Source organism: Pseudoalteromonas sp. 0802 (assembly GCF_013350085.1).
Classification (GTDB): Bacteria; Pseudomonadota; Gammaproteobacteria; order Enterobacterales; family Alteromonadaceae; genus Pseudoalteromonas.
Genome location: NZ_JABVXE010000006.1, coordinates 105,740 through 128,226, shown reverse-complemented (window position 1 = coordinate 128,226; position 22,487 = coordinate 105,740). Strand labels below are relative to the sequence as shown.

Below are 22,487 nucleotides of genomic sequence, written 5' to 3'. Positions count from 1 at the left end.
CTTTAGCTTTACCCTGAAAATTCATCATCCCACTGGGTATCTAAAAGCGCTTTCACTTCATCACCTGCCACAGGTTTGCTAAACAGATAACCCTGGAAATATTCACAGCCTAAAGAGCGTAAGAACTGCAATTGCGTGCGGTTTTCAACTCCTTCTGCTACACACTCTTTACCCAAACTTTTTGCTAAGGTAAGCGTTGAGTTGATAATCGCTTCATCACCTTTATCAATTCCAATATCATTAACAAAGCTTTTGTCTATTTTCAGCACATCAACCGGAAAACGTTTTAAGTAGGTCAGTGACGCATAACCCGTTCCAAAGTCATCCATATAAATACGACAGCCTAGGGCTTTGAGTTTTTCCATACTTTGCTGCGCTTTATCTGAATCGTGCATCATCACTGATTCGGTGATCTCAAACACTAGCGCGCTCGCAGGTACTTTAATTGCACTTATTGATTGATGTATTTTCTCAACCAGATTTTCGCTTTCAAAATCAAGGGCAGAGAGATTAATAGAAATATATAAATCAGGATGCGTGGTACGCCATTGGCGCAGCTCAATCAATGCTCTTGATAGAGTCTGCAGCATAATTTTGGTGATTAGCCCGGAGCTTTCTGCTGCATTTGCAAAGTCTTCTGGTTTATATTCATCATTACTCGGCCAACGTAACAACACTTCAAGCCCCGCCACTTGGCGAGTCTCAGCGCTCACGATTGGCTGATAAAAATTACAAAACTCATGTTCTTGGTAAGCTTTACTTAACTGTGATTCAAGGTGCAAAGTACGCTGCACTTGTAAATTCATTTCTTGCTTATAGAACTGATAACAGCCTTCAACATGACTTTTCGCGTGGTACACTGCCACATTAGAGGCTTTTAATAAGGCTTTGGTGTCCTTTGCATCATCAGGGTAAACAGCAACACCAACACTCAGGTTCACTTTTACAGCTTGCTGGCTCAATTCAATATGAGTATCGACACAATCCATCACTTTTGCACATAACAGCAGTAACTCATCAAGCTGTTTAAAATCTTCGGCAAGGATAACAAACTCGTCACCATCAAAACGAGCCACGCTATCTTGTGGACGCAACACCTGTTTTAAACGCTTAGCAACACGCTTAATTAATTCATCAGACTCTTCACGGCCTAGCGAATCATTAAAGTGCTTAAAGCGCTTAATATTAACGTTTAATAACGCCACTTTTGTTTGATGGTAATCAGCTTGTTCAATAGCGTGAACGACTCGGTCGTTGAACAAGGTTTTATTTGGCAGTCCCGTCAAAGCATCGTAGTTGGCCAGTAGATGCAGCTCATTTTCAGCCAGCTTTTGCGCGCTAATATCAGTAACTATAATCACATAGCTATCAAGTTGGCGATTATTGCCTGCAACCGCACTTATTTTTATTAATACTTGGCGCTTTTCACCGCCAGCAACTTCAACAACATCTTCGGCTGAAAAGTGCTCACCCGATTCAAGTTTTTGCATAATGCGTAAGTAATGGATACGGGTAGATATAGGCATTCCAAGTGTGAGCGAACGGCTAGAGCGAGGCTCTGCAGGAAAACCAAAGGCATCTTGGAATGACTTATTGGTAGCGCGAATACGCAGATTTTTATCTAAGATAAACACCCAGTCGCGAGTTTGTTCAAATGCCGCACCAAACAAGCGGGCATTTTCTTCAAATACCAGCTCTCGGGTCATATTTGTGTAGGTACCAGCTACTTTTTCAGGGGCGCTGTCTTGCCACTCAACCACTTTGCCAAAGTCTTTATACCAACGCCAATTGCCATCAGCATGGCGCAGCCTGTAGGTGCAATTGAAGTAGCCTTTTTGTGTAGATAAAAACTCTAACCACTCTAACCGGAAAGTTTGTTTATCATGGGGGTGAATCTTTGCTAAATAATCATCTAAATTAACGCTGTCTGTTTCATAACCTAACTCATTTTTAAGGCGCGGCTGATAAATAATAGGGCTTTGCGAAGACCAATCCCACACTCCAGAATGGCTACCTTCAAGAGCAAGTTTTAAGCGTGCTTCACTCTCTTTACTTTCTTTATGGGCGGCTAGCAATATTTGTTGCATACGGTTACGTCTAAACACCCATGCAGCAACAAACAGAGCAACCAAAATTACATACAAAACAATAAAGTGAGGTGCACGCCAAGGTGGGTATTTCACTTCGATATTTAAAATTGCCGGCGGCGTTAACTCTCCGGTTAATGGATCTTTTGCCCATACCTTAAGGTGGTATTTTCCTGCACTGAGTTTTGGGAAGAGCACTCGGTTGTTATTGCGGGTATAAGTTTTTTGACCATCACCCAGCTGATATTCATAGATGATACGTTCTTGATAGTTAAATGCCATCGCCGAAAAGGCAACTTCAAGGCCTATATCATCATGCTCAAGGACGACACTATCGATTGGCTGTTTTAGCTCAGCGGGTAAATCGCGCGACATCAAATCAAGGTTAGTTATATTTACGTGATCAATTAAAGCTTGTTGATAGTGGTTATCCATAGGGTAAAAATAGGTAAAGCCTTTTAGCGTACCATAGACAATTTGCCCTGACTCAAGCTTAGTAAATGCACCACTATTAAACTCGGTTGAGAATAACCCTTCTGAGCCAGTAAATTGCTGAAAATGTAAATTATCAGGGTTCAGTCGCCAAAGTCCTTTGTGGCTACTCATCCAGATCATACCTGCTTCATCAAGCACCATGTCGTATAACAAAGTACCTAACTTATTCTTCTCAAGGTCGATGGTATAAATATGTTCGTAAGTGCTGGCGTCTAAGCCGATTAAGCCAAAGTTTGAAAGCGATAACCACAACACATTGTTGTTATCTATGATGTAAGACATCACATTCACAGCAACATTTTCATGCTGTTCAGGCACTTTGTAAATCGTCGAGAGCTCGTATGTATCAGGGTCAACTTGATACAGAATACCTGCATTATAAAATAACGGCGCTTTTGGGTTTGACGACAACGCAGGTAAAAATCCGTAGGCTAAAAACGGCTCAAACTCATCAAACTTGCCGCCTAGTCGGGTCACTTTTTGGCTATCGATATTATAAACAAACATGCCGTAATCAGGGTGAACATAGTAAAGATCCCCCGATGGCATCAACAATATGCCATGCACCCAATCGTTAATTAAAACTTGGTTCTCGGGGTTTGCGGCTTTGACTGGGGTGGCCTGCCCGGTTTTCGGATCAAAGCTTAATATACCGCGATTAGTATGCAGCCATAACTTATCTTTGTACGGCATGATTTGGTAAATACTGAATTCAGTAGTTATAAGGTCAACCTGATAATCTTTTAAAAACACTTCACTTTCGTAGGTTTCTAAATCAACCGCTGTTAAACCATTATGGGTGGCAAGCCAAAGACGATTTTGAAACTCAGTGATACTCCAAATTGAATGATGCGATAGCCCATCGCCTGTTAATGAGTTGGCTGTTACATTGATAAAATTGTAATTGTCGTATGACTGATAGAATGCACCATCATTTTTGGTTGCCAGCCACATTCCACCAGAGCGGTCTTTCACAATATCAATAATGCTGGTGTCAGCTAGTGTGTAACCACTTTCCTTTAGGCGCATATTCTTAGCTAACTCACCCGTTTCAGGGTTATATTCAAATAACCCTTTATCAGTGCCAAGCGTAATAGAGTTAGCCTCAGGAATAATCTTCCAAATATTTAATTCACTGATGAGTGTTTTATTTTTAAAGGCGATGTCTGGGGTATCAAACATGGCTTTTAAATTGCTAATATCAACCTGATAAAGCCCTCTAACAGCCCCCACTAGCAATGTTTGTTCATTGATAATAGCGAACGATTTCACATAATTTTGATAAATATGAGTTGGCTCATTTTGCAAATGCTCAAGTTTACGGACTTTTCCTGATGCCAGCTCATAGACATAAGCACCATTACTGGTGCCCATAAAAATATAACCTTGGTACGCGAAAAGCTCTCGAATAACACTGCTTTTAACTCGCTCAGGAATTTCAAAAATAGAGGTGATTTTTTTCGTTTCTAAGTCTAGTTTGGCAAAATCCCAGCCTCGCCCTAGCCAAAGTGTTTTGTCATCAACAGCTACCATGCTAAACACCGACTCAATAAAAATTTGCTCTTCAGTGGTTGGTTTAGCAATAAACTGCTGATAAGTATCGGAAGTGGGATCATAGCGGAATAAACCCGCTTGTAGTGAAGCTATCCAGATATAGCCTTGTGGATCTTGGTAAATACGGTCAATGATGGCATCTTCAAGCTCACCATTAGGGCCTTTGATATGAACCACCTGATAACCATCGTAGCGATTGAGGCCACCTTCAGTCGATAACCACAAGTAGCCACTGTTATCGATAAGCATAGTGTTTACATAACTTTGCGATAAGCCTTCACTGGTTGATAAACGTTTTACCTGCGAGATAGCGGGATGGCTAAACAAGCCACAGGTCAAAATAAAAAATAACGCTATACTGGAGAAGAACTTAGTCATTGACGTTCCAAATTGCTAACTTGGCACTGTGTCACGCGTAAAGTGCATCGCAACTACGTTTCGATGCGCATATACCTCAAACAACGATTGCAAAGAATTGGGTAATGTTAATGCATAGTTAAACCCATTTTGTAGATAAAAATCAATCAGATTTTGGTACACGAAGGTAAAAACTGTCCCTTTTTGTGCGGCGGTGACAGCCGCAAGTAATTGTGAGGCAATTTTTTGACCCCGCCATACTTCATCAACATAAAGGGTAGACAAAAATAACAGCCCAGCTTGGTTTTGAACTCGGCAAGCGGCAATTATTTCTGTTCCTTTGTAAGCAACCCATACTTGGTCAGCTTTGCTCGCTCTGCCGCGAGCCTTGTGTTTATCATAAAATTTGTTTACTAACGGCGTTTTAATTGGCTCAAGTAAACAAAATCTAAACACAGCCATGGTTAGCTCATTAACGAAAGGTAATGCTCAAATTGCTGCTTAAGAAAAGCTTGCTCAGACATAGGGCGATTATTTATTGCAGTGTAAACACCTTCGCGAGTGTTCTTACCGCGCTTTATTTGATAAGCCCAAAAAGACGCTTCGTAATCCAATTGAATTTGATATTTTTGCTCTCGTGGCAATTTACATAAATTGAAACTCATACTTTCTCAGCAATAAATTTTTGATTTTGCAAGTATAACAAAATTAACAGGCTTTAATCCCTTTTATTAGCTTAAAAAGCCCACGGATAAGCTTGATTTTGGAAACACATATCAGTAAATTAACGAGCAATTTATGTACGCAAGGAACGCACGTTGTCGAAGTATCTGAGTCACAGATTTGCCTTTTTTTTGCTGTTTTTTTGCTTCTCAAGTAGTGCCAGCACTAATTTATTGATCTTTAATCGCCCCGCCGATACACCACAAGCTCGCTATGTTATTGATTTAATTAAAATGGCATACAAAGAAATTGGCTATGAGATCCATATTATCGACTTTAATCATCAAAATGCCTTGGTTGCCGCGAATCAAGGAGTACTCGATGGGCAACTTGGCCGCATTGCCAATGTTAAAGATGATTACCCTAATTTATTGAAAGTAGACTATCCGCTTTTTGATTTTAATCTAGTGCTACTGAAAAACTGCCGACAATGCCAATATGAAGATCTTAAATCGTTAGCAATTCAGTCAAGCTACCCGGCTGCACAGAGTTATATCGATAACCATCCATTTGATGGTGATGTGATCAAGGTCAGAAATGTCACTGCGCAGCTTAACTTACTCACGCAAAAACGTGTTGAAGGAACAATATTACTAGAATTTTTACTGTCGACTAAGCACCCGGGGTTTGATCAAACAGCCTTTCATAAACAGGTTTTAATGCCGATGCAGAGCTTTCACTTTGTGCATAAACGACATAAAGCGATTATTCCGCAACTAACTAAAGTACTTAAAAAGCTTGATGAAAACGGCACGGTGCAATTTTTAAAATCGAAATACAGCCTCAGTAAATTTTAAAAATCAAAACCGCCTTGCTCAGGATTTTTTTGTTGCAGCTCTGCCTGCTGTTTTTTCTGAAGGAAACGTTTATAGCGCTGTTGGCATAAGCTAATGACTTTACGTTTTTCTGCATTGGTAAACTTATTCCAATAAAAGCGCTCATCACGACTACGGTAGCAACCTTTACAATAGCCTCGGTTATTAACTTGGCATATTCCTTTGCAAGGGCTTGGAATTTCAAATATTTCAATCTGTTGCATCACAAATGCCGGTTAATAAGTAATATTAAAAGTATAGCCTGAAAATTAACCATAAAAAAAGCCACTTTATAAAGTGGCTTCTTAAACTATCTGTTTCGCTTACTCAGATTCGCTTGTGGCAAGTTCTGCTTTACGATGAAAAGGTTTAGCATACATAGCTAATACCAAAGGTTTTAGCTCCTCTGGCACTTTTGCTAGTCGCTCGTTAAAAGCTGCAGCATCTTTTTCGTCAATCACAGCTTGCGTACAACCACCCGCTATGTAGTTACCAGGGTGTAAGAAAAACGAATCAACAATTTGCTGATCAATGGTTTTTGCCAGCTCTTCAGGTGATTCGCAGCCCGATTCAATTGGTTCGCCAAACGCTAAATGTACATGCCCTTTAGCTGTACTAAAGCCTTCAACAATACTAGCAATATCTTCACCTTGCTGTTTCACATACTGACCATGTTGCTGTTTATGATAAAGCTCTTTCGCTTTAGCAATCGCGCATGGCTCGTATTGATAAGAGATAGACACTGGCACAATTTTTAATTCGCGTACGTACTCAGCAAATTCTTTTTTCTGCTTACGACCTTGTAACTGCAACATTTTAAGTAAGGCAGGATCTGTTTGATCAAAACCGTCTTTTGCTCGGCCTTCTTTTTGCGCTATCCAAATTGAGTGGCCTTCAGCAAGTGAGTCATAGATATAAGCAGACAGCTGCGACAACGCTTTTAACATCTCTTTCGGAGCTTTCGCTGAGCGCTTTACAATAAAGCTTTTGTTTAAACGCATTAACTCAGTGATATAAGGAATTTGCAGTAAGTTATCACCAATTGCGATGCGAACTGTCGGCATGTTGTGCTTGAACAAGCCCCAATTCACCAACGCAGGATCAAGCACGATATCGCGGTGATTAGAGATAAATAAGTAAGCTTGTTTTGGGTCTAGTTTATCGATGCCCGAAAACGTCACTTCTGAAGTCGTACGGGTGATTAGTTTATTTAAATAATCAGCCACTTCATGCTGAACTTGCTCAACCGATGCGGTGTTGCCCCACTTTTTACGCAGCTGACTGCGCACTAATGGGCGAGTAATAAATGGGAAGTTCGATAAAAAGCGCGGTAGGTTATACTTAGCGATTACATCTACAAAGGCATTATCAGCAATCAAACGCGCTACTGAATCAGCTACTTCATCATCATTGTAAGGTCTTATGTCGGCGTATTTATCCACACTTTCACTCATTAAAAACTACTTAAGTTAAAAAACGGCACGCAGAGCGTGCCGTTAAAAATAATTGGCGGATTATAACTCAGGCAATTTTAAATGCGAACCGAGACGCGATAGTTAACCAAATTAAATGCCAATTAATGTGGAAAATATATATTTATAACAAACAATTAAGCAATGCTCTTACCAGTTTGCGACGCCTTTTTTAATACCATTTTTAGCAGTAATCTAAGCATTAAAATTGCCAACACAATACCTGCCCCAAGGCTTAACCAATGTGGTAGAACTTCATGCTCTTCCCCCATCATCGGCGCCACCACAAAACCATATTGCGCCACTAAATAATCGGTTAAAAAGCCAAATGCCAGCGCCGTGCCAATCACTCCTATTAAGTAGGCAAATACCGCACGCTTGCCAAGCTCTTTTCCAACCACACCAAGCGTTGCAATGTTAGTTGCCGGCCCTGCCAACATAAACACCAACACCGCCCCCGGAGACACACCACTGAGTAATAAGCCTGCCGCGATAGGTGTCGATGCAGTAGCACAAATATACATAGGAATACTGATTAAAATAACCACCAGCATCGCCAGAATGCCATTACCCCATTGGCTTAAATAAGATTCTGGTACATAAGTTTGTACCAGAGCAGCAAAAAATAAACCGATCATTAGCCAAATCATGGTGTCTTCAAGCAGCTTGTTACAACTAAAGCTCACCGCGCGTTTCAGTTTGCTAAAACGACTTTCAACGACTTTAGTTGACTGCTCAGTGCTGCAACAGCTTTTCTGCGAAGGTGCTGCTTTTTCAGTTGCGCAACTGTGTTGCGGCTCCTGTGTTGGTTGCGATTCCTTGCTACTACAACAACTTGTTGTTTTAGCAGGCTCAAGTTCTTGAGGTGATTGCTTACTACAACAACTTTGTGCGGGCTTAGTAGATGCCTCTTTGCTACAACAACTCGCTGTAGTCACAGGCTCAAGCTGTTTACTGCTACAACAAGATGTTGATTCTAAGTCTTTTTCATCTGATTCTGAACTTTGCACTTGATGAAGTTCACTGTCTTTCCCTACTAAGACACCGGCCACAATGGCACTACACACGGCGGCAATAGGACGTATCACCGCCATAAATGGACCTAGTAACACATAAGAAACCGAAACCGAATCGACCCCAGTTTCAGGGGTTGAAACTAAAAATGCTGTGGTAGCACTTTTTGACGCTCCTGCCCTTCTTAAACCAATGGCCGCAGGGATCACACCACATGAGCACAAGGGCATTGGGGCACCAATAAAGGCTGCTTTAACTGTGGTCCATAACCCTTCTTTGCCTAAATGTCGGTTAAGAAAGTTAGCAGGCAAATACACATTGAGAAGACCTGCTATGAATAAGCCCAGCATTAACCAAGGCGCTGAGAGTAAAAACAGATGCCAAAAATTATTGAGTAAGTCCATCGATATCCTCCAGCGTCGTTAGTATTGAGCAGTTTTCAGCAGGTTCTTCTCCGCCACAACATTTATCTGCTAATAATGAAAGTGAGTCATAAAAGCGAGTAAGCTCTGCAATTCGTTGTGCAACGAGATCACGTTTTTGTAACGTCATCTCTTTAACTTCATGACAAGAATGCTGATCTTTATGAAACTTAATTTGCAGTAGCTCTTTGATCTCAGCCAGACTAAAGCCAACATTCTTTGCTCTGAGAATAAACGCCATTTGTTTATAGTCATTCTCAGAATAAAAACGATATCCCACGTCTGAACGCGAACTAGGCGTTAACAAACCATGCTTTTCGTAGTACCGTAGCGTATCTGTTGAGACACCCAACTGACGGGCAAACTCACCTATTTTCATCACCGTCTCCATTGTGAAGCGTTTATTTATTATGCTCACTATAAACCTTGGAGTACACCCCAAGGTCAAGCAATAAATTAAAAAAGGAAAGCACATGAATATTACTGTCCTTGATGCAGCGACATTAGCCAACACTTCGTTAGATGCCTTAGCGCAATTAGGTAAGTTAACCTGTTACGATTTAACCGCTCAAGAACAGGTTGTTGAGCGCTGCCAAGATGCAGATATCGTTATCAGTAATAAAGTGGTGATTGATCAGCACGCCATGAGCAAATTACCTAATTTAAAATTAATATGCGTTGCAGCGACAGGGACTAACAATATTGATTTGGTAGCAGCCAAAGAGCATAACATCGCAGTGACAAATGTCGCGGGCTATTCAACACCGAGTGTGGTGCAGCATACCTTTACTCTTATCACTAATTTACTGGGCAATACTCACAGATACATTAATGATTGCCAGCAAGGCTTATGGCAGCAAAGCCCTATGTTTTGCCGTTTAGATTACAGCTTTAATGAAATTGCCGGTAAAACACTGGCTATTGTTGGCTATGGTTCACTGGGTAAAGCCGTTGCCGATGTAGCACGCGCCTTTGGTGCCAATGTCATCATTAGTGAACGAAAAGGCCAAACGCCTCGTCAAGGTCGTGTTAGTTTCAATGATGCCCTAACCACAGCCGATATCATTAGTGTTCACTGCCCGCTTACTGATGAAACGCGCAACCAAATCGCTGCGGCAGAATTAAGCATGATGAAACCGTCAGCTATCATCATTAATACTGCTCGTGGTGGGATCATCAACGAAGCCGATTTAGCTGACGCATTAGCTAATAATGTTATTGCTGGAGCCGGTGTTGATGTACTTAGTAAAGAACCCGCAGAGCAAGAAAACCCGCTGGCACTATACAAAGGTAAAAATTTATTACTTACTCCACATATCGCATGGGCCAGCCAAGAATCTATCGTGCGCCTAGTTAACGAAATTGCATTAAATATCCAGGCATTTAATCAAGGCGAAGCACGTAACAGGTTGGTCTAAACCGCAACTTATTAGTCAATAGAGCTAAGTAGTTAGCAATTTATTACTTAGCCCATTGACTAAAAACAACATAAACAATTGATTTAGTTACAATTTATAAGTTTGGCAAGCAGTTTGCTTTTAAGTGAATAACTATAAAACAATTTCTTCGGGATAAAATAACATGAAAAAAGCACTTCTAATTGCCGCGCTAACTGCACCATTTTTAACTGGTTGTGTCATTGCTGTTTCTGACGGCGAAGCCGATACACATTGGGCTGGTAACTCTTCTAGCTGGCAGCAACAGCATAAAAATAACCGTGAAGTGATTTCTAATCTTGCATTAGATACGAGCTACCAAACTGTATTAAACAAACTAAATACACCTAACTTTACCGAGTTATTAAAGCAAGGTGATGATGTTTACCAAGTATTATTCTATGCAACACATAGTATTCACTCTGATGGCAAGATGACTAAAGACGAGTGTACGCCACTCGTATTTAAAAATGATAAGTTAATTGGCGTGGGTGATACGATTTATAAATCACTTAGCAATGGTTAATAAATAATTTGAAACGAGCGAGTAGGCTTTGCCTACTCATGTTCATTTACTGCGATCATTCTCGATACTATCTGATCTCGTCCGGCATCTTTAGCCTGATAAAGACCTAAATCAGCTTCTTCAAGTAAGGCTTGTTCTGCATAAACCTGACCATTTTCTGTGGTCGCAATACCAATACTAATTGTGACATGTTCGGCATTTAGCGACGCTTTGTGAGGGATGTTTAAATCATTCACCGCATTGCGCAGTTTATTTGCAAACGACATAGCCTCTTTAGCTGAAGTATTGGGTAACACCGCAGCAAACTCTTCACCACCATAACGAGCAACAAAGTCACTGCCTCGTTCACACGCCCCAACTAAGGCATGAGCAATTTGTTTTAAGCAATCATCACCTGCTCGGTGACCATAGCAATCGTTGTAACGTTTGAAGTGATCAACATCCATCAATAACACCGATAACGGGGTTTGATCTCGACGGCAACGACGCCACTCTCGCGCTAAATTTTCATCCAAATAACGTCGGTTAGGGATCTCGGTTAGGCCATCAATTGAGGCGAGCATTTCTAGCAAGTCATTTTTTTGTTTGATCAGCAGCTGATTACGCACTCGAGCACGCACAATAGCAGCACTAAATGGTTTAGTGATGTAGTCCATCGCGCCTAATTCAAGGCCTTTCGCTTCATCATCGTGACTGGTATTGGCAGAAATGAATATTACAGGCAACATACTGGTAGTCGCGCTTTCTTTTAACTTAGTAAGCACTTCGTAGCCGTCAATGCCGGGCATTACAATATCCAAGATCAACAAATCAACAGTTTGCGTTTTTAAAAACGTCAGTGCTTTTTCGCCACTCTCAACACAAAAAACATCATAGTCTTGCTGCAATGTTTTCTCTAATACCAAGCGGTTTAACGGATCGTCATCAACAATCAGTACCTTGGCTCTTTTCAACATCAGTAGATCCTTGTTCGATGATGAATGCGATGACCTGTTTTATTTGCCACTGCAATTCATCATTTAATTGTTCGGGCAGTTCGCCATCTGCTTTAAGCCTAGCTTCACATTGCTGAGCGCACGCTGACAATCGCTTAAAACCGAGATTTCCGGCTGACCCTTTTACATTATGAACCACACGGACCAACTCATCGGTAGTTTTTAATGTAGAGATTTGTAATAACTGCTCTGCTGCCATAGTCGCAAACTTCGACAACATAGTTAATACTAACTTAGTATTGTTTGCAAACTGAGACAGTATAAAAGCTTGATCAAAAAAGACTTCTTTTGTGTTATCAAGTTCACTCATTGCTAAAAACAACTTACTAGCAACAATCGGTTTAGTTAAATGCTTATTCATACCCGCCGCGATGGAATGCTCAATATCTTCGCTTTCACTGTGTGCAGTGAGTGCGTAAATCGGCATTTGCTCTTTGGTGAATGACTGACGAATAATACGCGTTGCCTGACAACCATCCATTTCTGGCATCTGAATATCCATAAAAATGAGATCGGGCCTTAAGCTATTTGCCAGCTCAATGCCTTTTTCACCACTATGTGCACACACAACGGTGACATCAATTTGCTCTAAAATGCTTTTAATAATGCTTAAATTAAGCGGGTTATCATCCACAGCCAGCACTAACATGCCAGATAAATCAGTACTAGAAGGCAATGAAACCAGCTCTTTTTTCACAGGCTCCGCGGCTTTATCTAGCTGTAAGCAAAAGCAAAACTCACTGCCTTTACCTTTTTCGCTTTCCAGCTTAATTTCGCCTCCCATTAGCGCAACTTCGTACTTAACAATCGCTAAGCCTAAACCAACCCCCTGATGAGAGCGCGTTAATGATTCATCACCTTGAGTAAATGCATCAAATAAGCGGCTTTGATCTGCCTTGCTAATACCAATACCGGTGTCTTTAACAGTAAAGCAAATGAGTTGCTGCTCAGCTGACTCTTCCACCAGCATTAAGTTTAATGTCACTGTGCCTTGTTCGGTGAATTTGGCAGCGTTGGTCAGTAAATTAGCCAGTACTTGCTGCAAGCAAATTTGATCACCCACTAAGTTATCGCTAATGCTTTTATCGCATTCGACTTTAAACTCGATATCTTTATTTGCGCATAAAGGGGCTGTTATTCCCTGACAGTAGTCGATTAAGTCAGGTACGCTAAAAGGGGCTTTGTTAAGTTGTACTTGCGAGCTTTCAGCGCGGGCAAAGTCGAGCATACGATTCAATAAAGTAAGCAAGCTATTGGCTGCTGATTTTGCTTGTTCGGCATGATTACGCTGCGGCTGTGTTAAACCTTGCAATGCAATCACGTCAATTAAGCCTAGTACAGCATTGAGTGGTGTGCGTATTTCATGACTAAGGTTTGCAATGAAGCGGCTCTTAGCTAATGTAGCCCGCTCTGCGTCATCTTTTGCTTTTACTAAATCCGTCACATCCTGTACATGAACAACATAGTAATCAGGGGTTTGCTCAGCATTCCAAACTAATGACACACTAATTTGTAGCCAGCGCTGTAGATCTTGCTGTTCAAGACTAAAGTGATAAACTTTTTTCTTCTCATGCAACAGCTCTGTCAGGGTATTTTTTAATGTCTGATAAGACGTCTCAGCAAATAAGTCTATTAATTTGAGCTCATTGGCGTTTTCAATTGCAAAGATTTTACGTGCCGCTTTATTTGCTTGCAGCACCTGATCGTCAAGCGATACCAACAGCACCCCATTAGCGGCATACTCCATGGCGCTACGTAATTTTGCTTCGGAGCTTTGTAATGCATTGAGCGCATTATGCTGCTCGGTAATATCACGACCAATCGCCATGGTGCCGAGAAATTGCTGATGCTCGTTATAAAATGGCACGATGCTAAATAGATAACTGTTATCTTCTGTGGTCAATCTTTTTTGATAAGCTTGGCGGTCTTTGAGTACTTGCTTTTCAAGCTCGTTTAACTCGCCATTATCATCGCTAATATCACATAATTGCTGCCCAACTAACTTCTCTTGTGGCAAGCCGATATAGCGCTCATACGCCTTATTACAGCCTAAAAATGAACCATCAATATTCTTAAAATAAATTAGATCCGGTACGTTATTGAGCATGGTATTTAATAGCGCTAAGTGACGCTCTTTCGCATCAATACTACGGCGTAATTGTTTTGATTTTACCTGTACTTGCGAATCAAGCGCTTTATTTGCCTCTTGTAACGACTGAACGAGCTCTTCATTACGGCTAAACACCTTTTTCACACGGCTGAACCAAGGCTGCCAATCAACAGGAATACGATAATGAACTAACGCTTGTTTGCCTTCATCATGCTGCTCAAGATAATTCATCAAGTGTGTCATTGGTTTTACAAAAATACGCTGACTTAACCAAAAAACAGCGCTGAACATCATCACTAAAAACACACTCAAAAATGCGAATTCTAAAAAAATGTCGTAGCCTACCGGTTCACTCAGGGCTTGCTTTGATTCATAGAAACGAGTGTAAATAGGTAAGTTTGTTGCTTCTTGCACTAAATGACTGTGGTTATTCTTGCTCATATCTACAGCGACATTCGGCCAATGCTCGCTAGCACTAATGGCAGTATTAAGTGCTGTTTTTGAGCTGGCAATAACTTGGTTATCTTGGTTGATAAAAATATACTCACCATAGTTAGGCGCTATTTTTTTTAACCAGTTAGAAATTGCTTTAAGGTCATAAATCAACACGATGTAATCACGACTATTGGCAGCTCGTTGCTTGCCAATAGCAAAGTAGGCATGACCATTAATCGTCAATACAGAGCTCGAAGCAAGTTTGTTGCTATTTATTGATAAAGGTCGAAATTTGTTATCTAACACGCTGGTCAGAAATTCACTTTTTGCTGTGCTACGGCGCTTAATATAAACAAAGCCTTGCTCATTAACATAAGCAACCGCCTCTAAAGATTGAATAAGCGACAGCGTGGTATTAAAAGACGGGCCGAGGGCAATAACTCGTCGCCATTGATTAATTGCATAAGCGGTTGAGGCAAACTTTCCTTGCCCGACAACCTCCCCCACTCCATCACCAACACTTTGGTAATAATAGTGATCAAACTGGTTCACATTGCGTGCCCAACTAGGATCAAAATCATAAGAAAGTGGCTGCTCGTAAAGCTTGAACATGGTGTCTATAAGGCCATCTGCGGCACTCATAGCATGGCTAAGCTGAGCTGATATATTATCAAAACCGTTTTGCCTGCTTTCTATCGCCCGCTCAAGTTTTAAATTATATAGGTGTAAACACAAAAAAAACGCCACCAGCAGTGGCACAATAAGTGCCACTGCCAAAGAGCGATAGTAATGCTTTAACGGTAAAAAATTCACTGGCTTATAAGTACCTTACCTCGATAACAGCTAGGTTAACGAGGCATAGGAATACTGGCAAGTTATAAATTTTCTTCAGCAAAGCTGGCTAAGCGGCTACGTACCACACCGTTTAAGTTAACAGTGGCACTGCCCTGAAAATCTTTAAAACGTTCAACAATATAAGTTAAGCCTGAGGTAACTGGCGTGAGGTAATTACTATCAATTTGCGCTAGGTTACCTGAGCAAATGAGTTTAGTGCCTTCGCCGCAGCGAGTAATAATGGTCTTCAGTTGTGAAGCAGTTAAGTTTTGACTTTCATCCAAAATCACCCCCGAATTGATATAATACTATCATACCCTTAATAAACTTGAACAAAAAAGCTTTTACACACATACTCTAGCTAAGAATCAAAGGTGAACGAAAATGATACTTCGAAATACAACAAAAACTAAAATAATTAAAACATCAGTCAACTTTGGAAAAGGAATGTCTTTTCATCTCGATAAATCAGGGCAACCTATTAAGACTGAAAAAGGCATCAGAACTCACTCATATAGGCACGATAAAATAGAACCTAATTTTCCAGTGCTATATCACCCGACTCGCTTCACCGAATGCCAAGAAATGAACTTATTTTTAATGCACCGCTTTGAAGGTCATTTCAGTCTCAAAAAGAATCAAATAGACAATGAGGCTTTTAGTGACGCTTATCATGCCAGCCAACCGGGAAAGCCATTAGATGTTAAGTCTGTTTGCAGTATAGCTAAGCACTTAAAAGCTTTCTTAGATTGGTTGGATAAAGATGATGCATCCTATTTTGAAGTAATAGCTGCACCACTTTCAAAACAATCTGTAGATGATGATATTTCTAGGTTACCTGTGTGGAGATATCACAAACATTTATGTGAAAGAGTCGAAACCAAAGATAAGTCTAAACGCATAAGCTTTAACAGCGCTCAAGAACGAATTAGAGCTGTTAAAGCATTCTATATATGGAGCCATAAGCGCGGGGCTATAGATAGCCTCCCCTTCTCACTTGAATACAAACAGGTACGTATTAAATCGAAAGCTAAATCAAGTGTAAGTTCATTGTTTCAATTACCTACTAGCAACACACGTTCTGGAGGCTTATGGAAGTGGGTTAGTAATTTGAGCATTCCAAATACATTGAAACAAAAGGAAGACTCACCCGAAAAAGATCTACAACCATATTCTCCAAAAGAACTTAAACAGTTGCTGGAGACGGATACGGCTCAAAAAGAGACTTATAAGCTTTATTTGCAATGTGCTTTGCTAGGTGGACTTCGTTCTTTTGAGATTTCAGCCATCGACCAGAAAGACCTTTTTGATCCTGATGAAAAAGAAAACGAGAAACGTATTCCAAAATTGAACATTGTACGAAAAGGACATAAGCCAGTGAGATTAACAATAGCGCGAGTTCTAATGAAGCTTTTGTACAATCACACTTTGACAATTCAAAATATGAAGCGACGTACCAAACATGAGACTAATCATGGTATGGACAATAGTGAACATCCGCTTCCTTTGTTTATGAATAGTTCAGGATCGCGGATAAGCGAAGATACACCGGGGAATACTATTTCCATAGTTAGAAAAGAACAAAGGAAGCAGGGATTAGAAATACTATTACGCACATTCCATGACTTACGCGCTACCTTTGCTACTTATGTCGCTAAATACCTAATTGACAAAGGTGAATCGGAGAGTTCCATCAGACAGACACTAATGACCTTGATGAGTCACGAAAGTTTTAAAACAACCAAACGTTACATCGACTTTGCCAAAAGTGTAGCAGTGGATGCATACGGAGCAATGTCAGAGTGGGTGAAAGATATCTACGGTGATGTTGACGAATTACTGATGCGTGAGGCTGAAGATGCAGCAGCAAGTTAAAACGCGGAAGTCCAATCGTATTCCTGCTAGATTTAAACCTCATTCAATTGTTCTAGCCAAACAGTTAGACGTTTTATTTAACAGGGCATATGACAAAGAAAACAATATTAGCGCAGATGACGACACTGCTATTTCAATGAGTCGCTTGCGGAATGCTTGTGTCAGTTTACAACATACTCTTCCTCTAGCCCTTAATAAGGTTAGTACAGATACTGCGACATCAATTCAAACTTCGGGATTAAATGCTCTATCAGACTTTGAAATTTGGCAAGAACTGGAATACTTTTGCATTAATGAAATAAATGATGTCAAGCTACCTAGTTATGCTACTCGTATAGAAGAAGCCTTAGAAAACTTAGCTAAGTTTCATTTTTATGATAACGCTATCAACGCTCCTTTTAGGCTAGTAAATGGGGCTACTTCAATCGACATAACTAAATTATTCGAACTTGAATTCCATCAAGTAAAAGAGATTCGTAAATTACTAAATAAATATCTGGACTATCTCGTCCTTCCAGAATTAAGCCTCAAAGATTCTTCTATTAGGGACAATATCCTCAAAACTGCGACAGCTATTATAAATCTTTGTCTACATGATACTTTTAAGAATACTGAACGCGTCAAACTGCCATTATTGGCAACATTACAGGATAGGGAATTCGTTTCATCATTTATATGCAATCACAACTTCCGTACTTTTTTAAAATTTATACTACCCGATGTGTGGGGTAAAGCTAGAGTCAATCAATTTAAAACTGAAGCCGAAGTAATAGGGTATGCACAAAGCATATCATCCAAATTTGGCAATGAAGTTGATGCTTTTTTGAAAAATCAGATAGCAAGCGCTTCGGAAGCTAATACAACAAGAGTTAGATCCTCAACTTTATCATTTCCAAGGTGGTTGAATAGTGCTGGTAGCGTAGCATCACCAATAATTAAGCTGCTTAGTGAGCGTGGAATTCAAGGGTTTGCAGAAAATGGCCTTCAGGGATTTAAATACCTTTATAAGCATTACCAAGAAGAAACTCAAAATAACCAGCAGTTTTTACTGCTACTAAACGCTGCATTGGACCTTTACCACTTTGTTACGGGTGAAAAAATCGCAAAGGAAAGTTTATTACCCTACTCATTGGGCTATTACCTTAAAGAAAGTGACACTACCGAATGGCAGAAGCATGAGTGGGTATATGACAATGCCTATAAATTTTATCAAAACCTAGTCGAATACCATAAAGTTTTTACAAAGCGAATTGATGGCGAGAGCATAGGTATCGTCACTCTCAAAGGTTACATAGGTAGTATGGCTAGAGCATTGAAAGAAAATGCATCATCATTAACAGATGAACAAATGAAGCTTATTGCCAGTCATGGGGTTCATGCTTTTGTTGAAAATAACTGTGAGATACTAAAGGCTATAAGAGAGGCAATTCAACTAAAATCAAAACAAGGCGATTTGTCGGTTTTTGTTGGTAATCAATATCAGAGCGCTATCGACAAATTACTATCGTTTTATGGTCTAGATACTATTAAAAGCTTTCCGGTCAACACCGAATTAACTGCACAACATCAAGAGCAACTATCTCAGAATCAAGATAAACTCTACTCATATAGAGAAGTAGTAGAATTAGCATATTACATAGAAAAAGGGCTTTCTGAGACCTTACTCACAATTAAAGACAAAGTTACACTTTATGCAGCAAAAGTCATATTGAAAACTGGTTGGAATTCAACTCCTACGCTAGAGCTTGATACTGACGACTTATTTTTCTTTAACACGCCATTACATTCAAGTAAAACTCCTGCTCTTCGTTTATTTAAACGCCGAGCTAATTATCAAACTCAATGGCATAAATTTGAAATTAAAGCCGAAGATCTAGAAAAAGAAGGCGTCTTATACGGCGACGTTGTCGAACCAGTAATATTTGATATTAAGGCTGCGACTAGACTTACGTCTATTTACCGCCCTTCTATTGAGAACCTATCAAAAAGAATTTTTGTTTTTCCCAAAGTAAATAGTATTGGAGAAGTAAAGATTCAATTATTAACAGCATCACGTTTCAAGACCTCTATAGATAGGATATTGACTGAGCTTGGGTGTGATATCGTATTTAATTCGCAAAAGATCAGAAAATCAGGGCTTAACTACATTTACCGAAAAGTTGCCAAAGAATTTAAGTGGTATCAAAAAGCTGGCAAGCACTCTTATGAAACGTTCTTGCGTCATTATTTAATGCAAGATAACAAAGATGTTGCAATGACAATCAACAGAGCGACAAAAACAATGGCAGACTATTTTGTTCGCGATGTTACCGACAAAGTAATCATTTTGCAGACTCCACCAGAAGACGGTAAAAAAGTCCCGAATGGCACATGCATTAACTCAAAAGATAAATCCGCAGTAGTGGCATTCGAATCTCAAAACAGGAAATTATTAGACCAGCGAGATACAAACGAGCATGCATGTGCCGACTTTAACGCATGCTTGTGGTGTCCGTTCTATCGCTGTGTTGCTGACGCATTGCATGTTTGGAAACTTTTGTCATACCGGGATTTTGTTGTTGCTGATATGGAAAACTCAGCCGCAACATTTGACTCTGTAACAGAGCAACTGGAAAACATAGAGCAGTTGAAAAATAGAGTTAACGAAATATTAACTGATATTGCCAAGCTTAATGCTCAAGCTGTGATTGATGGAAAAGAATTATTGAGAACAGAGGGTATTCATCCTCATTGGAAAAACACAGGTTTGCTATGACCAAAGAGATAACTAAAACAAAACTACTTGATATCGCTGTTGTAAAAACACATACAGGTCAAATCACTATAAAACCTTTGGTTCAGGTGTTAGAAGATTTTAAAGTTGATGATACTAGCGCTTTTAATTCGATTGCTTTGTGGGAAAACAGAGCATTGAATATTGCTAAACATGGCACTATTCACTTTGGCGATGACACTTGGATAAGCTATGAAGAAACGCAAAGAAATGTGAATTTTAAAGGTGTTGATGAATTAGCATATCAAATTCGAATTTATTCACTAATTAAACTCACACATGGTGATGTTGTAGGCGGTAAACCTCTAAAAATCTCTACACTTCAAAATGATGTAACGTATCTAAATTTAATTGCAGCCTTCTTAAGACAAAGAGGTTATCACTCATTTCATGAGTTGGAGTTCAAATCTGACTTAGTTATTAGGAATCTCATAAAAGACTATTTATATGAAGTCGGGAAAATAGCTATTTACAGACAATCACACTCATTTACTAAACTATTTGACGTGCAACGAAGCTTTCGTCTTTTTGGCCCTAAGGTGTGTAGTGTTTTTATTGATGTGCTTAACCAACTAAACGAGTTACACCATCCGAGACCAGTCACTTATTCGCACCCTGTCATTCCTACTAAAGTAATGAAAAAAATTCTGAAGTTTGCAGAAAAAATAGTTGAAAACTCTAAGGATAAGATAGAACGATGGCTAGAATTAAATGCACGCTTAATAGATAGTTTACATGAAGGCTCCATTGAACCACCGCCCAAAATGAATACAGGTGAGCTAATAGCAAAACATGTAAGAAACTTACCCAATGAAGAGGAATTCATTCAATTATCCGAAGAATTAGAAGATTTAAAATTAGCCACATACATTAATATCTTGGCCTATACAGGTATGAGATATAACGAAGTACTTACATGCAAGGTTGGCTGTGCCAATTACAAAGATGATATTTATTACATTACGGCAATTATGACCAAAACCGACAACAGTAAGGTTGAGATGGAATGGTTTTCAAACGCTGAAGTACATGAGTGTGTTGGTATTTACGAAAAATATGTGATCGGTATGCAAGAAAGGGCAAAAGCTGTACTTTCTTCATGCAGAGCCAATATAACAAGTAGTCAAGCACACAATTTGAAAGAAGGGTTAGAAAGAAACCGTCTTTTCGGGGTTTCACATAGTAGCTGTAGTGTTAGTTTTAGCGATACTGGGCGATTCACAAAATTTGAGGTTAAAAACAGTGAAAACATTGAGCTTTTTGACTTAACTCTAGACGATGATGATATAGCAGAGCTTGAACGCCTTGAATCTAACTACAAAGAAGTTAGAGGAGAGAATAGAGGTGTCCCATACGAAGAAGGCGATACGTTTAGATTAACCGCTCACATGTTTCGACATACGTTGGCCTACTTTGTCATTGCCAATAAATTAGGTGAGCTTGATGATATTAGATATCAATTTAAACATTTAACTAGCCTAATGACGTTTGTTTATACTCGAAGAGCATTTTTGGCCTCAACAACTTTAATTAAAACTACTGAAGAGTTTAATGAGATTTTAATTGACCGTGTTGCAGAAGAGTTAATAGATGAAGCCGAGTCACAATCACTTAAAGGTGGTGCTGGTGAGCAAATTAATAAAACATCTAAAGATCTGATAATAGGTATTACTGATAGTCAAAGTAAAGATTCGACTGTGATTAAGCAGATCCATTTCAGTTCAATTGAAGAACTGAAAAAATTTCTCGTCAAAAATATTAAAAACATACGTGGCTTACCTACGGGGTACTGCACTGCGGGAGAAGCTTGCAAGATAAAAGGAGCAGGAATCCCTAGTGGCTGTGTGTATTGTGGTAGTAAAATCATTACCAAACGCCACAAGGTCAATTGGCAAATAATAAAAAAAGAAGCAACGCAGAAACTAGAGGCATATGCGGCATTAACCAAAGAAGAGCAAGAAGATTACGAGCTATTTGCTATTCACTGGAAAAATAATATAGCAGCAGCTGACTATGTATTAGATGAAGGCAAAGCGCATACAAACCAAGGAGAACAAGCATGAGTAGCGCATACGATGATATAAAACGTGCTTTTGAAGAGATGAAATCTGATGGCAGCAAGATAACCAAAAATGCAGTAGCAACGAGAGCTAAAAGAAATATTGCAAATCTATCTAAAGAAGAAGAAAAATGGGTAAAGTTACGAGAAAATATTGAAAAAGCTCAATTAACTTGGGAAGAAAAAAATAAAGATAATTTAATAAAACAACTCAGAACAAAGGTAGCCGAACTAAAAAGCAAGCTTGCTAAAGAAAAGCAAAAAAACGAGATTGACCCTAAGGAAATCGATAAGGATTTTGAAAAGCTACTGGTGCGATTACAAGAAATGTACGCTGAAATAGATAAGCTCAAACTGATTAATGCTGATTTAAAAAATCAACTTCAGCACTCAGGGCAACATACAGAAATAAGAGTGGATACGTCTACTGGTGAAATTATTGAATTAGTTTCAACGAAACAATAGATTAGATGTAGTAGCTCATATCTCATCTTACAGTTTTGTT

Annotated in this window: 16 protein-coding genes and 1 pseudogene; 7 read left to right on the top strand and 10 right to left on the bottom strand. The window is 39.6% G+C overall.

Annotated features, from left to right (window positions below; translation table 11 throughout):
- Positions 1-8: 8 nt before the first annotated feature.
- Genes HUS61_RS12405 through HUS61_RS12395 form a run of 3 tightly spaced genes read right to left on the bottom strand, consistent with a single transcriptional unit; the run spans position 9 to position 5,158 of the window.
- On the bottom strand, positions 9-4,514 hold the full coding sequence (locus HUS61_RS12405) for an EAL domain-containing protein (RefSeq protein ID WP_175082571.1): 4,506 nt from the start codon (positions 4,512-4,514) through the stop codon (positions 9-11).
- A gap of 15 nt (positions 4,515-4,529) precedes the next feature.
- Positions 4,530-4,955 carry a GNAT family N-acetyltransferase gene (locus HUS61_RS12400; protein WP_175082570.1) on the bottom strand — a complete coding sequence of 142 codons (426 nt, stop codon included), beginning with the start codon at positions 4,953-4,955 and terminating at the stop codon, positions 4,530-4,532.
- Between the two features lie 2 nt (positions 4,956-4,957).
- Positions 4,958-5,158 (bottom strand): DUF3283 family protein, encoded by a 201-nt coding sequence (locus HUS61_RS12395; RefSeq protein WP_036966037.1) that lies wholly within the window; start codon positions 5,156-5,158, stop codon positions 4,958-4,960.
- Between the two features lie 153 nt (positions 5,159-5,311).
- Between HUS61_RS12395 and HUS61_RS12390 the strand changes: the two genes are divergently transcribed.
- Positions 5,312-6,013, top strand: a complete 702-nt coding sequence (locus tag HUS61_RS12390) for a transporter substrate-binding domain-containing protein (protein ID WP_258535993.1) — start codon at positions 5,312-5,314, stop codon at positions 6,011-6,013.
- On the opposite strand, the gene HUS61_RS12385 is transcribed toward HUS61_RS12390, so the two are convergent.
- The 4 genes from HUS61_RS12385 to zntR all read right to left on the bottom strand — a co-directional run bounded on the left by HUS61_RS12385 (position 6,010) and on the right by zntR (position 9,318).
- A complete protein-coding gene (locus tag HUS61_RS12385) occupies positions 6,010-6,255 on the bottom strand; it encodes a DUF1289 domain-containing protein (protein ID WP_175078657.1) in 246 nt (81 codons plus the stop codon). The two genes, HUS61_RS12390 and HUS61_RS12385, sit on opposite strands and share 4 nt — an antisense overlap.
- A gap of 99 nt (positions 6,256-6,354) precedes the next feature.
- Entirely contained in the window at positions 6,355-7,485 is a 1,131-nt protein-coding gene (locus HUS61_RS12380; RefSeq protein ID WP_054562756.1) for a 1-acyl-sn-glycerol-3-phosphate acyltransferase, read from the bottom strand.
- A gap of 155 nt (positions 7,486-7,640) precedes the next feature.
- Positions 7,641-8,921, bottom strand: coding sequence for an SO_0444 family Cu/Zn efflux transporter (locus tag HUS61_RS12375; protein ID WP_175082569.1), 1,281 nt, complete (start codon positions 8,919-8,921; stop codon positions 7,641-7,643).
- Entirely contained in the window at positions 8,905-9,318 is a 414-nt protein-coding gene (gene zntR / locus HUS61_RS12370; RefSeq protein ID WP_082874003.1) for a Zn(2+)-responsive transcriptional regulator, read from the bottom strand. Before zntR ends, HUS61_RS12375 begins: the two co-directional genes overlap by 17 nt.
- Before the next feature lie 94 nt (positions 9,319-9,412).
- On the opposite strand from zntR, the gene HUS61_RS12365 reads away from it, so the two are divergent.
- Both HUS61_RS12365 and HUS61_RS12360 read left to right on the top strand, forming a co-directional pair.
- Positions 9,413-10,357: a D-2-hydroxyacid dehydrogenase gene (locus HUS61_RS12365; RefSeq protein ID WP_175082568.1), complete on the top strand. Its 945-nt coding sequence runs from the start codon at positions 9,413-9,415 to the stop codon at positions 10,355-10,357.
- Between the two features lie 163 nt (positions 10,358-10,520).
- Positions 10,521-10,901 carry a DUF3192 domain-containing protein gene (locus tag HUS61_RS12360; protein WP_175082567.1) on the top strand — a complete coding sequence of 127 codons (381 nt, stop codon included), beginning with the start codon at positions 10,521-10,523 and terminating at the stop codon, positions 10,899-10,901.
- 32 nt (positions 10,902-10,933) lie between these two features.
- On the opposite strand, the gene HUS61_RS12355 is transcribed toward HUS61_RS12360, so the two are convergent.
- The 3 genes and pseudogenes from HUS61_RS12355 to HUS61_RS12345 all read right to left on the bottom strand — a co-directional run.
- A complete protein-coding gene (locus HUS61_RS12355; protein ID WP_175082566.1) occupies positions 10,934-11,857 on the bottom strand; it encodes a diguanylate cyclase in 924 nt (307 codons plus the stop codon).
- Positions 11,826-15,254: a response regulator gene (locus tag HUS61_RS12350; RefSeq protein ID WP_175082565.1), complete on the bottom strand. Its 3,429-nt coding sequence runs from the start codon at positions 15,252-15,254 to the stop codon at positions 11,826-11,828. Before HUS61_RS12350 ends, HUS61_RS12355 begins: the two co-directional genes overlap by 32 nt.
- A gap of 62 nt (positions 15,255-15,316) precedes the next feature.
- A pseudogene (locus HUS61_RS12345) lies at positions 15,317-15,574 on the bottom strand (PhoH family protein); the annotation flags it as partial.
- Between the two features lie 85 nt (positions 15,575-15,659).
- Between HUS61_RS12345 and HUS61_RS12340 the strand changes: the two are divergent.
- Genes HUS61_RS12340 through HUS61_RS12325 form a run of 4 tightly spaced genes read left to right on the top strand, consistent with a single transcriptional unit; the run spans position 15,660 to position 22,447 of the window.
- Positions 15,660-17,150 (top strand): site-specific integrase, encoded by a 1,491-nt coding sequence (locus tag HUS61_RS12340; protein ID WP_016708217.1) that lies wholly within the window; start codon positions 15,660-15,662, stop codon positions 17,148-17,150.
- Positions 17,134-19,905: a hypothetical protein gene (locus tag HUS61_RS12335; protein WP_074988938.1), complete on the top strand. Its 2,772-nt coding sequence runs from the start codon at positions 17,134-17,136 to the stop codon at positions 19,903-19,905. Before HUS61_RS12340 ends, HUS61_RS12335 begins: the two co-directional genes overlap by 17 nt.
- Positions 19,902-21,986, top strand: coding sequence for a hypothetical protein (locus HUS61_RS12330; protein ID WP_016708219.1), 2,085 nt, complete (start codon positions 19,902-19,904; stop codon positions 21,984-21,986). The genes HUS61_RS12335 and HUS61_RS12330 overlap by 4 nt, the downstream gene beginning before the upstream one ends.
- On the top strand, positions 21,983-22,447 hold the full coding sequence (locus tag HUS61_RS12325; protein WP_016708220.1) for a hypothetical protein: 465 nt from the start codon (positions 21,983-21,985) through the stop codon (positions 22,445-22,447). Before HUS61_RS12330 ends, HUS61_RS12325 begins: the two co-directional genes overlap by 4 nt.
- Positions 22,448-22,487 lie beyond the last annotated feature (40 nt).